14 protein-coding genes and 1 tRNA gene are annotated in these 15,017 nt (G+C 49.7%); 6 read left to right on the plus strand and 9 right to left on the minus strand.

Features of this window, described 5'->3' with window-relative positions; translation table 11 throughout:
* Together LZ24_RS10505 and LZ24_RS10510 are read right to left on the minus strand one after the other, a co-directional pair.
* A partial coding sequence (locus LZ24_RS10505) for a hypothetical protein (RefSeq protein ID WP_144684757.1) occupies positions 1 to 549 on the minus strand: 549 nt, incomplete at its 3' end.
* Between the two features lie 87 nt (positions 550 to 636).
* A tRNA-Ala gene (locus tag LZ24_RS10510) sits at positions 637 to 712 on the minus strand.
* A gap of 233 nt (positions 713 to 945) precedes the next feature.
* Between LZ24_RS10510 and LZ24_RS10515 the strand changes: the two genes are divergently transcribed.
* Positions 946 to 2,823, plus strand: coding sequence for a peptidylprolyl isomerase (locus LZ24_RS10515; RefSeq protein ID WP_144685263.1), 1,878 nt, complete (start codon positions 946 to 948; stop codon positions 2,821 to 2,823).
* A gap of 50 nt (positions 2,824 to 2,873) precedes the next feature.
* On the opposite strand, the gene LZ24_RS10520 is transcribed toward LZ24_RS10515, so the two are convergent.
* Positions 2,874 to 3,083, minus strand: coding sequence for a hypothetical protein (locus LZ24_RS10520; protein ID WP_246118579.1), 210 nt, complete (start codon positions 3,081 to 3,083; stop codon positions 2,874 to 2,876).
* 180 nt (positions 3,084 to 3,263) lie between these two features.
* Here LZ24_RS10520 and LZ24_RS10525 point away from each other — a divergent pair, with 180 nt between their 5' ends.
* The 3 genes from LZ24_RS10525 (at position 3,264) to LZ24_RS10535 (ending at position 6,736) form a co-directional block, all read left to right on the plus strand.
* Positions 3,264 to 3,968 (plus strand): DUF2760 domain-containing protein, encoded by a 705-nt coding sequence (locus LZ24_RS10525; RefSeq protein ID WP_144685265.1) that lies wholly within the window; start codon positions 3,264 to 3,266, stop codon positions 3,966 to 3,968.
* Between the two features lie 74 nt (positions 3,969 to 4,042).
* The gene (locus tag LZ24_RS10530; RefSeq protein WP_186443072.1) at positions 4,043 to 6,226 is read left to right on the plus strand and encodes a PAS domain-containing sensor histidine kinase; all 2,184 of its coding nucleotides are present in this window, start codon (positions 4,043 to 4,045) and stop codon (positions 6,224 to 6,226) included.
* A 72-nt stretch (positions 6,227 to 6,298) separates the two neighbouring features.
* A complete protein-coding gene (locus LZ24_RS10535) occupies positions 6,299 to 6,736 on the plus strand; it encodes a bacteriohemerythrin (protein ID WP_144685267.1) in 438 nt (145 codons plus the stop codon).
* Positions 6,737 to 7,144: 408 nt separating this feature from the next.
* On the opposite strand, the gene crcB is transcribed toward LZ24_RS10535, so the two are convergent.
* From crcB to trmB, 4 genes are read right to left on the minus strand one after another with little or no spacing between them, the layout of a single operon-like run.
* Positions 7,145 to 7,522, minus strand: coding sequence for a fluoride efflux transporter CrcB (crcB, locus tag LZ24_RS10540; protein WP_144685268.1), 378 nt, complete (start codon positions 7,520 to 7,522; stop codon positions 7,145 to 7,147).
* Between the two features lie 54 nt (positions 7,523 to 7,576).
* The gene (locus LZ24_RS10545; RefSeq protein ID WP_144685269.1) at positions 7,577 to 8,509 is read right to left on the minus strand and encodes a glutamate--tRNA ligase family protein; all 933 of its coding nucleotides are present in this window, start codon (positions 8,507 to 8,509) and stop codon (positions 7,577 to 7,579) included.
* The gene (locus tag LZ24_RS10550; RefSeq protein WP_144685270.1) at positions 8,506 to 9,225 is read right to left on the minus strand and encodes a hypothetical protein; all 720 of its coding nucleotides are present in this window, start codon (positions 9,223 to 9,225) and stop codon (positions 8,506 to 8,508) included. Before LZ24_RS10550 ends, LZ24_RS10545 begins: the two co-directional genes overlap by 4 nt.
* A gap of 23 nt (positions 9,226 to 9,248) precedes the next feature.
* Positions 9,249 to 9,947: a tRNA (guanosine(46)-N7)-methyltransferase TrmB gene (gene trmB / locus LZ24_RS10555; RefSeq protein ID WP_144685271.1), complete on the minus strand. Its 699-nt coding sequence runs from the start codon at positions 9,945 to 9,947 to the stop codon at positions 9,249 to 9,251.
* 601 nt (positions 9,948 to 10,548) lie between these two features.
* Here trmB and LZ24_RS10560 point away from each other — a divergent pair.
* The gene (locus tag LZ24_RS10560; protein ID WP_222427608.1) at positions 10,549 to 10,974 is read left to right on the plus strand and encodes an acyl-CoA thioesterase; all 426 of its coding nucleotides are present in this window, start codon (positions 10,549 to 10,551) and stop codon (positions 10,972 to 10,974) included.
* 51 nt (positions 10,975 to 11,025) lie between these two features.
* Here LZ24_RS10560 and LZ24_RS10565 read toward each other — a convergent pair whose 3' ends face one another.
* Together LZ24_RS10565 and LZ24_RS10570 are read right to left on the minus strand one after the other, a co-directional pair.
* The gene (locus LZ24_RS10565; protein WP_144685273.1) at positions 11,026 to 13,131 is read right to left on the minus strand and encodes an acetate--CoA ligase family protein; all 2,106 of its coding nucleotides are present in this window, start codon (positions 13,129 to 13,131) and stop codon (positions 11,026 to 11,028) included.
* A gap of 171 nt (positions 13,132 to 13,302) precedes the next feature.
* Positions 13,303 to 13,902 carry a TetR/AcrR family transcriptional regulator gene (locus LZ24_RS10570; protein WP_144685274.1) on the minus strand — a complete coding sequence of 200 codons (600 nt, stop codon included), beginning with the start codon at positions 13,900 to 13,902 and terminating at the stop codon, positions 13,303 to 13,305.
* Positions 13,903 to 14,189: 287 nt separating this feature from the next.
* Here LZ24_RS10570 and surE point away from each other — a divergent pair, with 287 nt between their 5' ends.
* The gene (gene surE, locus LZ24_RS10575; RefSeq protein ID WP_186443073.1) at positions 14,190 to 14,966 is read left to right on the plus strand and encodes a 5'/3'-nucleotidase SurE; all 777 of its coding nucleotides are present in this window, start codon (positions 14,190 to 14,192) and stop codon (positions 14,964 to 14,966) included.
* The last annotated feature ends 51 nt before the right edge of the window (positions 14,967 to 15,017 follow it).

Consider the following 15,017-nt stretch of genomic DNA (forward strand, 5'->3'; position numbering starts at 1 on the left):
GTAGTCACCATGCATCCGCTTCTGATGGATTTCATCAAGGACAATGTTTGTTTTCAGGAGTTCACGGCATAGGCTTCGGTAGTCCTGGCTTTCTTTGTCGGCTGTTATTCCAGCGTCTTCAAGGTATCTGTCGGCGGCACGGTGAACGTGGTCATAGTCTCCCAAGGATAAAGCATCTTTGGATTCATCAATGGAATCCTGGATGATAGCAAGCCGTTCCTTCCGGCTTTCGGCATCAAAGGCACCGCCCTGATAACAGGTAAATTCATCTTCGATGCCTTGGAGTCCGTCCTGGAAAAATTTTTCTGTGATCTGCCTGATCTGATCGGGGCTTATGCCTTTCATCTTTTCATCATTCCTGATTTTTTTAAAGAGAACTTTAAACTTCCCTGCAAGGATCATTGCCAGATCTTTTGCAGAAGACCGGGGGAATTTCCCAAGATTTTTTTTCAGCTCTCTTTTACCGAAAAGATTGCGAAGGTCAACGGGAATTGTAAGGCGGAAAAAGCAGGATGTGGGAGTGGTGAGAAGATACGTTTTTCCGGACATAAAAAAGGGCCTCATTTGTTCCTGAATTTTGTATTCAGGTTCCAAACTCAACCCCAAATAAAAGAAAAACGTATGATTTTAAGTATTTGGTGGAGCTGAGGGGGGTCGAACCCCTGACCTCATGGCTGCCAGCCATGCGCTCTCCCAGCTGAGCTACAACCCCACTGAATTATGGTGTGAGGATTTACCGGATGAAGCAGAGGCTGTCAATAAAAAATATCCGGTTTTTTTTCTCTTTCCGCTCTACCGGTCTGAAAAGAGGAAACCTTGGCCTTATAAAGAAAAATGTATTGAAAAACCGATCGGATGCTATATTCTTATTCTTTTGTAAAACCATGTTGAATTGAAAATGGGTGCTTTTTTGATATAACTTTTTGAAAAGAAAAGGATCTTTCTATGCTGGCACGGATACGGGCGAAGGCGTCCTCCTGGATGGTCAAGTTTATCCTGGGCATTATCGTCCTTGTTTTTGTTTTTCTGGGCGTTGAGTCGTATCATATGGGACAACAGAACAAGGCTGCGACGGTGAACGGCAAGGTCATTGCTGTGGATGACTACAGGGCGGAGTATCAGGCCCTTGTGGATCAGATCCGCCGCCAGTTTGGTGGCACGGTTTCCCATGAGATTCTGGAGCTTTTTCAGGTTCGGGAACAGGCCCTTCAGCGCCTTATCGAGCGGGAGCTTCTTTTGCAGGAGGCAGCAAGATATAAACTGCAGGTCACCGACGATGAAGTTGCCCATGCCATTGCATCCATGCCTTTTTTTCAGAAAGATGGGCGTTTTGACTCTGGTTTGTATCAGAGTCTGCTACAGGCCAATGGCATGAGTGTTGCCTATTTTGAAGAGAGACAAAGGCAGGATCTGCTTTTGACAAAACTGCAGGATCTGATTTTTGGAGGGGTTCAGGTTTCCGAAGTAGAAGCTCTCGATTTTTATAATTCAGAAAACAGGAAGGTATCCATTGAGGCGGCTATTTTCCGTCCTTCAGATTTCACGCCGAGCCCCGTTTCGGACGAAGAAATTATGGCACGTTATGAAAGTCATAAAGAAGTCTACAGAACAGAGCCCATGGTAAAGGCTGTTTTTTTGCGTTTTGATCCAGAAAACTTTATCGATCAGGTCAGGGTTTCCGAGGAAGATCTGCGCCATACCTATGAAATGCGGCTGGCAAGCTATCGGGAGCCTGAAAGGGTTGCTGCCCGCCATATCCTCATTAAAACGGAGAACGGTGAAGCCCCTGATGTGATAGCTGCCGCAGAAAAGAAAATTCTTGAACTGAGGGAAAAAATTCTTGCAGGAGCTGATTTTTCCGATGTGGCGAGGGAGTTTTCCCAGTGCCCCAGTGCGCAGGATGGCGGTAACCTTGGCGTTTTTCCGAAGGAGGCCATGGTTGCCCCATTTTCCAGAGCTGCTTTTGCATTGGATGAAGGCGAGCTGAGTGAGCCCGTACAGACCCGTTTTGGCTGGCATCTGATTCGGGTGGATGAGAAGCTTCCCGAAGGGGTAAAACCCTTTGAGGCCGTTGCCGAAGGTATCCGATGGGAGCTGCAGCAGGAAAAGGCAAACCATGCAGCCTTTGATGCGGCGGATCAGGCCTACGATGCCACCCTCGCCGGAGCCGATCTTGGTGAGGTGTCAAGGGTATGGAATCTCCCCTTGCATGAAACGGCTTTTTTTGGGAGACGGGGGCCTTCTTCCGGTATTTCCGATGGCAGGGCCTTTGCTGAAGCCGCCTTTTCCCTGATGGAGCATGAGGTCAGTGAACTTCTGGAGATTAATGAAGCCCTTTATCTGATTTCCGTGGTGGATCGTATGGAATCCAGGATTCCTCCCCTGGAAGAAGTGCGGGAGCGTGTGCTGGCGGATATGATGAAAGAGGCTGCGGATGCCCTTGCACGTAAACGGGCCATGGAAGTGCTTACAGCATTAAAGAATGGGGAGGACACGGAAGAAACCCTCACAAGTACGGGGCTTTTTGGGCGGCAGGAAGCAATTCCCCAGATGGGTTCCCTGCCCGCTCTGAGTCGTGCGGTTTTTTCCCTTGGTCAGGGCGAATACTTACCGGAAGAACCCGTTGTACTGGAAGAAGGGTACGGAGTATTCCGTATTATCGAAAGAGCCTTGCCCGATGAAGCTGCCTTTATGGCTGACCGGGATAATATCAAAAAAGAACTCAGGGGCCGCAAAGAAAATCGTATGTATGCCCAGTGGATGGCTTCTTTGAAGAGCAGGGCAAAGATTATGATTGAACCTGCTTTTCAGCGGGAAGGCTAAAAAAAAGTCCCTCTCTGTTGCAGGGGGGGATTTTTTATGTATGGCGTGTGCTAGGGGTTTTCTCCGCTGTCACGGCTGAGCTCCAGACCCGCTGCAAGCTCCGTCTGAATGGCATCAAGGAGAGAGCACGCTTTGAGACATGCAGGAAAGGATTCCTTTTTTGTGCAGTCAAGGCAGGGGCTTTTTTTTAAATAGCCAATTTCAAAGTCAAAGCGGTCCCGCTTGATATAGGCTTTTCTGTGATCCACCGTTTTCATCATTCAAACCCTTTAAGGAAGCTTGCCAAAAAAAATTTTCATTTAAGCCTATATCATGGGGCCTTTTTTTGGCAAGGCTGTTTTTTGCAACCGCCCTTCCGGTCTCGGTACTGAGGGATTTTTCAGAAAATGGGCGTTTATATTTTTGTGCATTTTAAGTGTTTGTATCATTAAGGAGAGACTGTGAACCCTTCCCTTGTTGTTTCAAGACGTATTTTCTGGCTGGCCCTTTTGTTTTTCATTCCGGTGTTTACCCTTGCAGGATGGCTTGCGGCCTATGTATCTCCGGAAGCGGAGATCCTGCCATCATCCATGGATACTTTTCGTCCGCTCTTGCCCCATGCCGGTGCTCTGGCTGGCCTTTTTTCAGCCATTGTGTTTCGGGCAGTCTGCAGTCTGCTGTTAAAAAAACAGCAACAGGGCATTGTTCCACCACCCGCTGCAAAGGAAATGAAACCGGCCACCAGACCCAAACCCGAAGAAGATCCGGCTGCCAGAAAAGCCCGGGAAGAGCGTATGTTTTTGTATCTTCTGTCGGTTTTGCAGAAAGAGGGAAGGCTGCTGGATTTCTTTGCCGAAGATCTGGATCTTTACGAAGATGATCAGATTGGTGCTGCTGTGAGGCCTGTCCATGAAAGTGCCCGTAAAATCCTGTCCCGTTACATGGATCTGGGGGTTGTGATGGAAGAAGAGGAAGGCAGCCGGATTACGGTTCCCAAAGGATTTGATCCTTCCCGGATCAAGCTTGTGGGCAAGGTTGCGGGAGATCCTCCTTTTCAGGGTATTCTGCGTCATCGGGGCTGGCAGGCCAGGGGGGTTCGCATGCCTTCTTTCAGTGATGCGGGAGGGGCGGATATACTGACACCTTCGGAGGTGGAAATACTCTGAAAATGGGATGGTGGTCCGGTGCATATAAAAGCCTGCGCTTTTCATTTTTAAGATATCCGGAAGCAAGGAGTATCGTGAAGGATATTTTTCTTGTCCTCGTTCTTATGTTTCTGGGCGTCTGTTTTTTTGTTGCCGGACCGGAGTCTTATCCTTTTCACCAAGGGCAGTATTCAGCGTTTTTTTTCCTAAAAAACTGGCTGGCCCTTTTCTTTGTGCTCATTCTTATTCTATTTGGTTTTCGCAGAAGCTGGGATCAGATCCACCTTGCAGGCCTTCTGCGTAAAACCGACAAAGAGCTTGAAGTCTGTAGGAATCGTTATTATAAAATCTATGAAAATATTCGGGATATTTATTGTGAAATCCTTTTTGATGGTACAATCCTTGAGGTCAGTCCAGCCATTATCAATTTTACGGGGTATAGCCGGGAAGATTTTTTAGGGGAAAAAATATACAGATTTTATGCAGAGCCCGGAAAAAAGGATATCATGGTCCGGCATCTGCTGGACCATGGAGAGCTGAAAAATTTTGAACTGGATTTTCTTACCCGGTGGGGGAGTATTTATACGGGTTCTCTGAATTGTATACTGGAAAGGGATAAGCGGGGGGAGCCCCTCTGTATTTACGGAACAATGCGGGATGTCACCGAGTGGCGCAGAACCATTCGCCTTCTGGAGGAAAGCGAGCAGAAATACAGGGAGATCTTTGAGAATATTCAGGATGTATATTATGAAATTGATATGGAAGGAAAAATTATTGAACTAAGTCCTGCCATAGAAAAGATTTCCCTGTATCAGCGGGAGGATCTCATTGGTACCTGTCTTTTTTCCTGTTGTGAGAACCCGGAAAAAACAGGAGCGGACTTATTCACCGATATCAATGAACTGGGTTTTCTTCATGATTTTGAGCTGAGTTTCAAAAGCAGGGATGGAAGGGTACGCAACTGTTCTTTAAGTGCAGGGATGGTTTTTGATGATAAGGGTAAGCCTTTACGCGTTATAGGGTCCATAAGGGATATTACCGACCGCAAGCAGGCTGAGCAAGCCTTGAGAAAATCCAGGGACGGGCTGGAGGAGAGGGTTGCTGAAAGAACAGCAGAACTCCTGCATACCAACCAGAAACTGCTCCGTGAAATAGAGGACCGCAAACACATTGAAACAGAGCTTTTGCGCAGGGAAGAAACCTTTCGTGCCCTCACGGAAAATTCCACGGATATCATCATTCGTTTTGCAAAGGATCTGTCTCTGGTTTTTGCCAACAGCGCTGTCAAGCGGATGACCGGCCTTCCTGCCCATGAGGTCCGGGGCAAGACACTGTATGATGCGCAGTTTCATCAGAATCTCTGCCACCTGATGGAACAGCAGCTTCCCCTTGTATTTGAGGAGGGGATATCCAGCAGCTTTATATTTTCCTGCCCGGATAACAGGGGAGGGCAGATCTATGACTGGCGGGTGGTTCCTGAGTGGTCCGGGGACGGAAAGGTTGTCAGTGTTCTTTGTACCGCCAGGGATATCACGCTCCTGAAATCTGCAGAAAACCGTATTAAAGTTTTGACTCAGGAGCTTATCCGGGCTCAGGAAAATGAGCGCCAGAGAATTGCCAGAGACTTGCATGATCACATTGCCCAGGATCTGGCCACCCTTAAAATCATGTCACAAAACCTTTTTGACGTGTGGGAAGATGTGCCCCATGTTCTGAGACAGAGGGCCGAAATTTTAAACCGCACTCTGGGCAATTCCATTCAGTCGGTCAGGGATCTTGCCTATGATCTGAGACCTCCGACTCTGGATGCTCTGGGGCTTGTCCGCACGCTTTTTGTGTACTGTGAGGATGTCAGCAGCAAGTATGGTATCCCTGTGGATTTTTCTTCGGCGGGTATGGATGCCCTGAATCTGGATTTTGATACGGAGATCAACCTTTACAGGCTTTTGCAGGAAGCCTTGAGCAATGTTCGCAAGCATGCATCCGCAACCAGGGTGACTGTCCGGCTGGTTGCCTCCCACCCCCATATTATCCTTCGCATAGAGGATGATGGCAAAGGGTTTGATCCCGATGTCCGTATGGGAGAAGCGGTGAGGGAAAAGCGCATGGGACTTCGCAGTATGGAGGAAAGGGTTGCGCTTCTGGAGGGAGAGATGAAAATCATGTCTGCGCCCGGTATGGGAACACGAATTCATATCAAGGTGGCCATGCGGCTGAAGGAAAATGATCATCTGCTGCCCTTGCTCACCCGCTTTCCCCATGATATTGGAAGTATGTGAGAAAAAAAGAAGAAACTTCAGCATTGTATTTTTATGAAAAGACGGGTTCGTTTTTAATTGTCAGGAGACACCATGGAGCAGATGATTTGGGATGAGAGTTTAAATGTTCGGGTGCAGAATATTGATGAGCAGAAACAGAAAATAGTTGAGCACATCAATAAAATATACCAGAAGCATGCAGAGAGGGCAGAACCCAAGGTTCTTTTTGATCTTTTGAACGAGCTGGGTGAAGGATTGCGCATGCATTTTGCCCTGGAAGAAAAAATCATGCAGCAGCAGGGATATCCCGAACTGCCTGACCACAGAAAGCTGCATAAGCTTTTTATCCGGAAAACGCTGAATGTAAGGCGGGCCCTTGCGGATAATCCTGACAACGTTAAGGATGAAAGTCTCCGGTATCTGGGAGACTGGCTGCTGGCCCATATCCGTTCCGAAGATCAGCGTTTTGCGCCCTATGCCAGAATCCGTATGTTCATAGACCGTCAGAAAAAAAACAAACGCATGCGTTAATTGTTTTTCAGGTCGTAACTGTTCAGCACAGTTTTCCAAGTACCATAGTTGCAAGACAGATGCACAGGCCCCAGGCTATTTGCCCGCGACGCAATCTTATTCGGGAGCTTCTTGCCCTGTGCGGAAGCGGCAAAAACTCCCCGCCACAGGCAGGATAAGCTTTTTGATTGCCATAGCAGGCTTCAGCACGCTGCCTTTGTGGCGGGTCAGACAGTTTGCCGCCTCTTTCGCACAGGCCTTCGAAACTCTGATCCGAAACGATTGCAATGTCACTTGCAAATAGCCACGGAGCCTTGCAATAGTACGAAGCTGCTGTACCTACAGCATTGGCAGTTCGGAATAAATTGTGCTGAATACTTACTTCAGGTCTTAATTTGTTTTTGGTGCTGGATGGTGCTTTTTCATTTTTCAGAGCAGCCTTCCCAGGGAATAGCCCAGATACAGGGCCATGAAACCCAGAAGATTCTGACCTGCCAGATTCGCCATAAGCCTGATCCACTCCCCATGGTGGATCAGGCCGGAGTTTTCAAAGATAAAGGTTGAGAATGTGGTGAAGGCACCCATGAATCCCACCAAAAGCATGATACGAAGGGATTCCGAAATCATGTTTTTTTCTTCCGCCATGACCCAGATAAGACCGAACATAAAACAGCCAAGAAGATTGACGGTGGCCGTACCCCATGGGAAGTTTCGGCCAAGGAGGGCATGGACACCCGTGCAAAGGCCGTAACGGCAGAGGGTGCCCAGTGCACCGCCCAGTGCAACCATGAGTATTTTTTGTACCATATCTGACTGAAATCCTTTATGCGGGAAGGGGGGCTTTTGTAATGAAGCCCTTTTTTATATGGACAGCTCCAGAAAGCCCTGCCCCTTTATCAGGGGATGTTTTTCAGGGCAATCGTTAAAAATCCTTTGGAGGGTTTCAATGTCCGGGATTGTATCTTTTCTCCCAAGGTGAAGAAAGTCCGCTGCAAAAGAAAATACAGCCGATGGTGAAAGCCCGGATTCCCTCATGTCACAGAGGGCATGACTGCCCCTTGACTTGGAGAGTTTTTCCCCCTTTTTCCCGGCCACAAGCCCGTGGTGTATGAAAAAAACAGCAGGAAAGTTTTGCAGTCCAAGGGTTCGGGCCAGAAAAATCTGAGCTGCCGTGGAAGGCAGAAGATCGGCTCCCCGCACCACAAGGTTGATCCCCATGGCGTCGTCTTCCAGTAGCGAGGCCAGATGGTAGGCTGTCAGATTTTCCTTTCTCCAGATCACAAAATCGCCAAAATCCTCAGCCAGCCCCTGTGTCCGCAAGCCCATATTAATTTTGGTATCTTCTGGAACCCGGAGGCGTATGGATGTTTTCATGGGCTCAAAGCAAAGGGCTTTTTTTCTGCAAAAGCCCGGATATGCTCCCCGAATACCTTTGGCAGCAAGGCTTTTTCTGGAACAGCCACAGGCATAGGCTTTTTTATTTTCCAGCAGGGTATTCAAGGCCTTGCGGTAGGTATCCATGCGGTCCATCAGGGAAAAACGGGCATAAAAATCTTCCGGCCCCGAAGGCCCCGTATCCCAGCCAAGCCCCAGCCAGTCCAGGGAAGAAAAGATGTCTTCGATGACCTCTTTCCGGGTGCGGATACCATCCATGTCATCAATGCGCAGGTGCAGCCGTCCTTTTTGCCTGTAAACAAAAAGTCGGGTCAGAATGAAGTTCAGGGCGTTGCCCAGATGCAGAAAACCGCTGGGCGTCGGAGCCATGCGGGAGAAGGGAACAAAGGCATGGTTCATGGAATGCTGCCGTCCTCTTCCAGAAAGATACCCCTTTCAAGGCTGCGCAGGGCACGGGCCATGAGCTCCTCAAGGCTGTCACCGGGTCTGTAGCTTGCAACGGACCATAAAAATTCCATATTTTTTAAAACTTCTTTTTCTCCTCTGGCCCGGTCCAGCCCTTTCTGGATGCGTGCGGATAATATCCGGCTTTCTTCGGCCCCCCCTTCCACAAGGATGGCGAAATTGTTTTTATCAATGGGAATCAGGTGATCCGTCAGACGGATTTCTGCCCTTGCCATCTGAAGTACATCGGAAAGAATATTTTTTTTTCTTTTTCTGAATCCGCTGCCTTCCTTTTCCTTCCATCTGCAGTGCAGCAGGGCAAAGGGCTTTTTTTCCCTTCTCTGGCGGTACACGGCCCGGGCAAAGCTGCTTTCAACACTGGCCGGGACAAGGGGAGGGTGCTGGGTGCCGGCTTCCCTTTCTTTTTTCCGCAGCATCAGGAAGAAAGGCAGGGCAAGGAGGGGCAGGGTCAGCCCCACAAGGCTGTTGCGGAGAAAAATAAGGACAAGGGATGACGGTGTCCAGGCCGCCTGACAGGCCTCGCTGTCATAAGCGGTCTCGAAAAGGATCACGATGGTTCGGGCAGTCCAGAACTGGGTCAGGAGAAAGCCCAGCAAAAGGAGCCAGAAAGCCCAGGCCCAGAAGCCGGAACGGGGCAGGATTGCATTCATAAGCTTAAGCCTCCATGCAGGGTTCATGCGGACATGGGCATATATTCCGGAATGGATTCATTCAGAGAAAATTCCATAAATTTGATGGTATAGCCTTTTTTCCGGAATTCCTTTTCAAAGTGGCTTTCAATGCCAAGAATATCCGGATCATGGATGTCTGAGCTGTGGAGATCTTCGCAGGCCCGGCAGAGGCGGCCACCCCCAGCTTCGAGATTTTCAAGGGTAAAATCGTACAGACCGGCGTGATCTGTCTTGCAGCGTATCAGGCCGTCGGGTTTAAGGAAGTTTCTGTAGATGTTCAGAAAACGAGGAGAAGTGAGGCGTTTTCTGCCGGAGATGTTGCCGGGGGCAGGGTCGGGAAAGGGAATCCAGATACCGTCAGCAAAATGAGCCGGGAAATATCCGGCCAGATGATCGATGCGGGCCCTGATGAACCACACATTTTCAAGGCCCGCTTCCATGGCGCCGGTGGCTCCCACCCAGAGCCTGTCGGATTTCACATCCACACCGATAAAATTTCTTTCAGGATATTTTGCCGCCAGTGCAAGGGTGTATTCTCCCTTGCCGCAGCCCAGTTCAAGAAAAACCGGATGTTCAGGGTTCAGAAGGTTCTTGGGCCAGCAGGGTTCTAAGCGGATGGGATCCGTACCCTTAAGTTTGGGGAACAGCACCCTGTCCATGGTTTTTATGTCCTGATATCGAAAACTTTTTTTTCTTCCCACAACACGATCTCTTTTCTTTGATTTAAAATCTTGTAAGTATTCAGCACAGTTTATTCCGAACTGCCAATGCTGTAGTTGCAGCAGCGTCTTACTGCTGCAAGGCTCCGTGGCTATTTGCAAGTGACATTGCAATCGTTTCGGATCAGAGCTTTGCAGGCCTGTGCGAAAGAAGCGGCAAACTGTCTGAGCCGCCACAAAGGCAGCGTACCAAGGCCTGCCATGGTAATCAAAAAGCTCATCCTGCCTGTGGCGGGGAGTTTTTGCCGCTTCCGCACAGGGCAAGAAGCTCTAAGAATAAGATTGCGTCACGGGCAAATAGCCTGGGGCCTGTGCATCTGCCTTGCAGGTATGGTACCTGAAAAACTGTGCTGAACAGTTACAAAATCTTTCAAGTAAACACACCGCCGTTTCCATAGCAGAATATCCCTGTAAGGAAAAGTGTATGTTATGTTTAAAAAACCCCTGGTCTCCAATGTTGGTAAAGGATGCTGGTCCAGTGGTGTTTGCGGTCCGGCTTGACAGGATCAGATGCCGGGTGGTAGGTCGTTTTTCTGCTTGGTGAGAATTTGGTGAATAACGTTTATCAGGGAAAGGTATGTCAATGAAAGGTGTTCCAGTCATCCGCATCCGCGGATACCATACGGATATTTACGGGCATGTGAACAATGCCCGTTACCTTGAATTTTTTGAAGAAGGAAGATGGCGTATTTTTGAGGATTTTCTGGATCTGAAGGGATGGTTTGAAAGGGGACTTTCCTTTTTTGTGGTCAATATCAATGTCAGTTACATCCGTTCCGTTGAAGTGAATGAAACCATTGAAATCCGCTCCGGTATGCTGAAGTATGGAAACAAATCCGCCGTACTGCGTCAGCGGATTTTCCTTGAAGGTAGCGATATCCTCTGTGCCCAGGCCGATGTCACCTTTGTGACCATTTCAAAGGAAATGGGGCAGAAGACCCTGCCCATGGAAGGAGAAATCAGGCAAAGGCTGGAGGGCTTGCCCATGATGCCGCCGGACAAGCCATAGGTTTACAACCAGCCCTGAGATGAACAGGGCTGGTTGCAAAGGCTTGGGCGATCAGCGCTCAATGCGTGCCCGGACATCCAGAGCCATCACGCTGCCGTCTTTGAATATCCTTACGGGATTGAGGTCCAGCTCGGAAATTTCCGGATGGGCCGCCACAAGGGTGGAGACCTTTTCAATCAGCTGGCAGAAGGCAAGGGTATCCACCTTCAGGCCACCCCTTGCTCCCTGAAGGAGGTCATGGGATTTCAGTGAAGACAGCCTTTCTTCCACCTTTTTTGCTGTGGTGGGACAGATCAGATTGTCCACATCCTTGAAAACTCCCAAAAAAACACCGCCATAACCGAAAAATACCACCGGCCCGAAGGAGGCGTCCTGACTGGCTCCCACAAACATGTCATGCCCCTCATCGGCCATGGCCACCACACGCACACCTTCAAAGCGGGCATGGGGCAGATGTGTTTTCAAAGAATCCCTTATTTCTCCAAAGGCTTTGCTGACGGCTGCGGCATCGGCCAGTCCCACCTTCACGCCTCCCACGTCGGATTTATGCAGGGCATCGGGGCTGACAAGCTTCAAAACCACAGGGTAGCCCATGGCATCTGCTGCAGTTACGGCCTCCCCTTCGGACCGGGCCATCCGGTTTTCAGGGGTGGCAATGCCATGGGCAGCCAGTACTTCCAGAAAATCTTCTCCCGTATCCCCTGTGTATTTTTCAAGTATTCTGTTCACCTCATCATTACATACGGCGGGCGGCAGACTGCCTTCTGCTTCAAGGGCAAGTCTTTTTGCATGAAAATCCCGCTGCATGGCAAGGCCATAAATCATACCTTCCGGTGTATTGAAAAGGGGATAGCCGAGGTGTCGCTTGATTTTATCCAGAGTCGGTGAGCTTCCCCAGAGAACCGCCCCCATGGGTTTACCCGATGAGCGTACCGCACCAATGACTTCCCGTGAAACATCCGTATGGAAGAGCCGTGTAAAAACGTCCCTTTCATCGGTTTTTGGCATGTCCGGCCACTGGTTGAGATACACGGCCCCATCCACACCATCACTGTGCATGACCCCGTGGAAGATGGGGGCATAATGCTTCATATCATAGACATCCCCAAGGTCCAGGGGGTTGGAGAACTGAATGATACCCGCATTGCCCCTTTTCTGCATGTCCTCATAAAAGGCCTTGCCCGGATCGGCCATGACAAAACCGTTTTTTTCGCAGTTGTCCGCCATCATCACGCAGCCGCCGCCAATGGGGCTCATGACCATGAGGCGGTTCCCCCTGAGGGGCGGAAGTTCAAAGGCCTTGATCACATTGATGAAGTCTTCAAAATGATGTATCCGGATAATCCCTGCGTCTTTAAAGGCCGAGTCCATGACGGCTTCATCCGAAGCAAGGGCTGCGGTGTGGCTCATGGCTGCCTGCTGACCCGCCTGGGTGACACTGGCTTTATAGATGAGGATGGGTTTATCAATCTTTCTGGCAGCCTCCACCAGTGCCCTGCCATCGGCAACGGATTCCAGATACATGCCGATGACACGGGTATCCGGATCTTTTCCAAGGTATTCGAGAACTTCAATCTCGGATATGTCCAGCTTGTTGCCGATGCTGGCAAATTTGGCCAGTCCCACATTTTCGTTGCGTAGATGGTTCCACTGAAAGATGCCAAGGCCGCCGCTCTGGGAAATCATGGAAAACCCACCCACAGGTGGTTTGTGTATGGGAACAAAGGGCAGACACATGCCGTTTGCCGTATTGGCCAGAGCAAGGCAGTTGGGTCCGATAAAGCGGATGCCATAGGTTTTGGCATGGGCAAGGGCAGTGGATGCAAGGCGTTCGCCTTCCTCGCCCAGTTCGTTGAATCCACCGGAGAGGAGGGCGAGGCGACGGATACCAAAACGGCCGCAGGCTTCCACCATTCCCGGCACATACCGGGCAGGGATGAGGAGAACGGCCAGATCCGGTATAATGGGAAGTTCTTCCACATTCTGATACATGGAAATGCCCGACACCTGGGTCTCACTCCCATCGGGATGCACGCCAAAGATACGTCCCTTATAGCCCCAGCGCAGAAGATTATCGAGGATGAGCCGGGGGATGTTTCCCTCTTTGGCAGAAAGACCTAAAATTGCTATGGATTCCGGGTTGAACATTTTTTCCATGGAAAAAAACCTCCTGCCTTGAAAGGCGTTCCGATTTAAGTAAGTAATACCCACCCCTTCGGGCAGATGATTGCCGGGATTTAAAGGGTTTCTGCATTTTTTTTAAAAAAAAAGAGATCCGGAACAGAGAACCCCCTTACGGGGTGCCCCCGTTGCTCTGTCCCGGATCTCTTAGACGGAAGGCCGTATTCCTTCACTGACGAAGCGCAGCAGTTGTTCCGCAACACCCTGTACGTCCATCTCCCTGTGGAAAAGCACACCCCACAGGCAGGTATGTTCTATGGCTCCCAGAAGGGTATCCCTTAAAAAACGGACATCTATGTCTTTCCGGATCAACCCCTCTGAAATTCCGTCTTCCAGAACATTTTGGAGCATGCGGCTGTAGATCCGTACACACTCATAGGCGCGGCTGGTGAAAAAATCCGGAAGGCTGCGGACCTCAATGAGAATGATACGGGCAAACACATGTTGGGTGGCATAGACAAGTACGGTTTCATCAATGAAGGCATAGAGCCTTAAAAAAGTATCTGTCTCCCGATCCATGCGGGTACGGATGCGCAAAATAACCCCCTCAAACATTTCTTCCAGAACCTGATAGAGAAGATCCCGTTTATCTTTGAAATATTTATAGATGAGGCCTTCTGTGACCCCTGCTACCCGGGCGATTTCCGCCGTGGTGATGGCATCGAATCCTTCCTGTTCAAGGAGGAGACGCAGGGCCTGCATGATTTTAATTCTGCCGGGCGGCTGTTTTCTGGCCGTCTGTGCCATAGAACCTCATGGGGGTGGGCTGCCTGAACGGGTTTGGTTAAGTGAGTATTACTTACTTTTTAACGGAAAAAAATGCAAGGGATTTTTTCTTTAAAATCAATAAATTGAAAGAATTGCGATTTTATATTGTGAATTTAAATTCATGCAGCTTTGCCATGGTCCCCCTGAAAGTTTCCTGATATAGTCCCTGCGTTCTGGTTGTTTTTGAATACTGGAGACAGCGGGTCGTTGTTTTTTAAGGTATGACAGCTTTATCGTACATGTTCCGGCCACTGAAGGTTGTCCGGATGCTTGCGATTCCCATTCAATTCTGGTCCATGGCCTGCCTCTGGCTGCACCATGGATACCACCCGAAAGCAAGGTGTGATGCATTGATGAAAACCTTTCTTCTGACCAATGACGATGGTATGGATGCCCCCGGTCTCAAGGCTCTGGAAGAGGCTGTGCGGCCTCTGGGCAGGCTGGTGGTTCTGGCTCCGGCCCACCCCCAGTCCGGCATCAGCCACAGGGTTTCCATATGGGATACGGTGGATGTGATTCCGGAAGGGGTGGACCGCTTCCGGGTTTTTGGTACCCCTGCGGACTGTGTCCGCATAGGACTGAGGGAGATTGTGCCTGAGGCGGATTATGTCCTGTCCGGTATCAATATCGGTGCCAATCTGGGCTATGATATTTACCTTTCCGGAACCGTTGCTGCGGCAAGGGAAGCGGCCTTTCAGGGTAAACCTGCCATGGCCCTGTCCCAGTATATTGCTGCGGCGTGTAAGCCGGACTGGGATGCGGCGAGGGAAACGCTGCATGCCCTGCTTCCGGAGTTTCTTGCCATGCCCCTGAAAAGCCTTGAATATATGAATATCAATCTGCCACAGGCTTCGGGGAAGCCGGGAAATATTCCCCAATGGCAGAGTGGATGGCCTGAAACCACCCCCTATGACACCTGTATCCGTGTGGATGACCAGCGCTATGCCTATACGGCGGATATGCACGCCCGGCCCAGACCCGCAGGCTGTGATGTGGATGTCTGTTTCAGCGGAAGGGTGTCCTTTACACGTCTGCGCATATAGTTATTATTTTGTAATTATTCAGCACAATTTATTTCGAACTGCCAATGCTGT

Origin of the sequence: Desulfobotulus alkaliphilus (assembly GCF_007830435.1) — a bacterium.
GTDB lineage: Bacteria > Desulfobacterota > Desulfobacteria > Desulfobacterales > ASO4-4 > Desulfobotulus > Desulfobotulus alkaliphilus.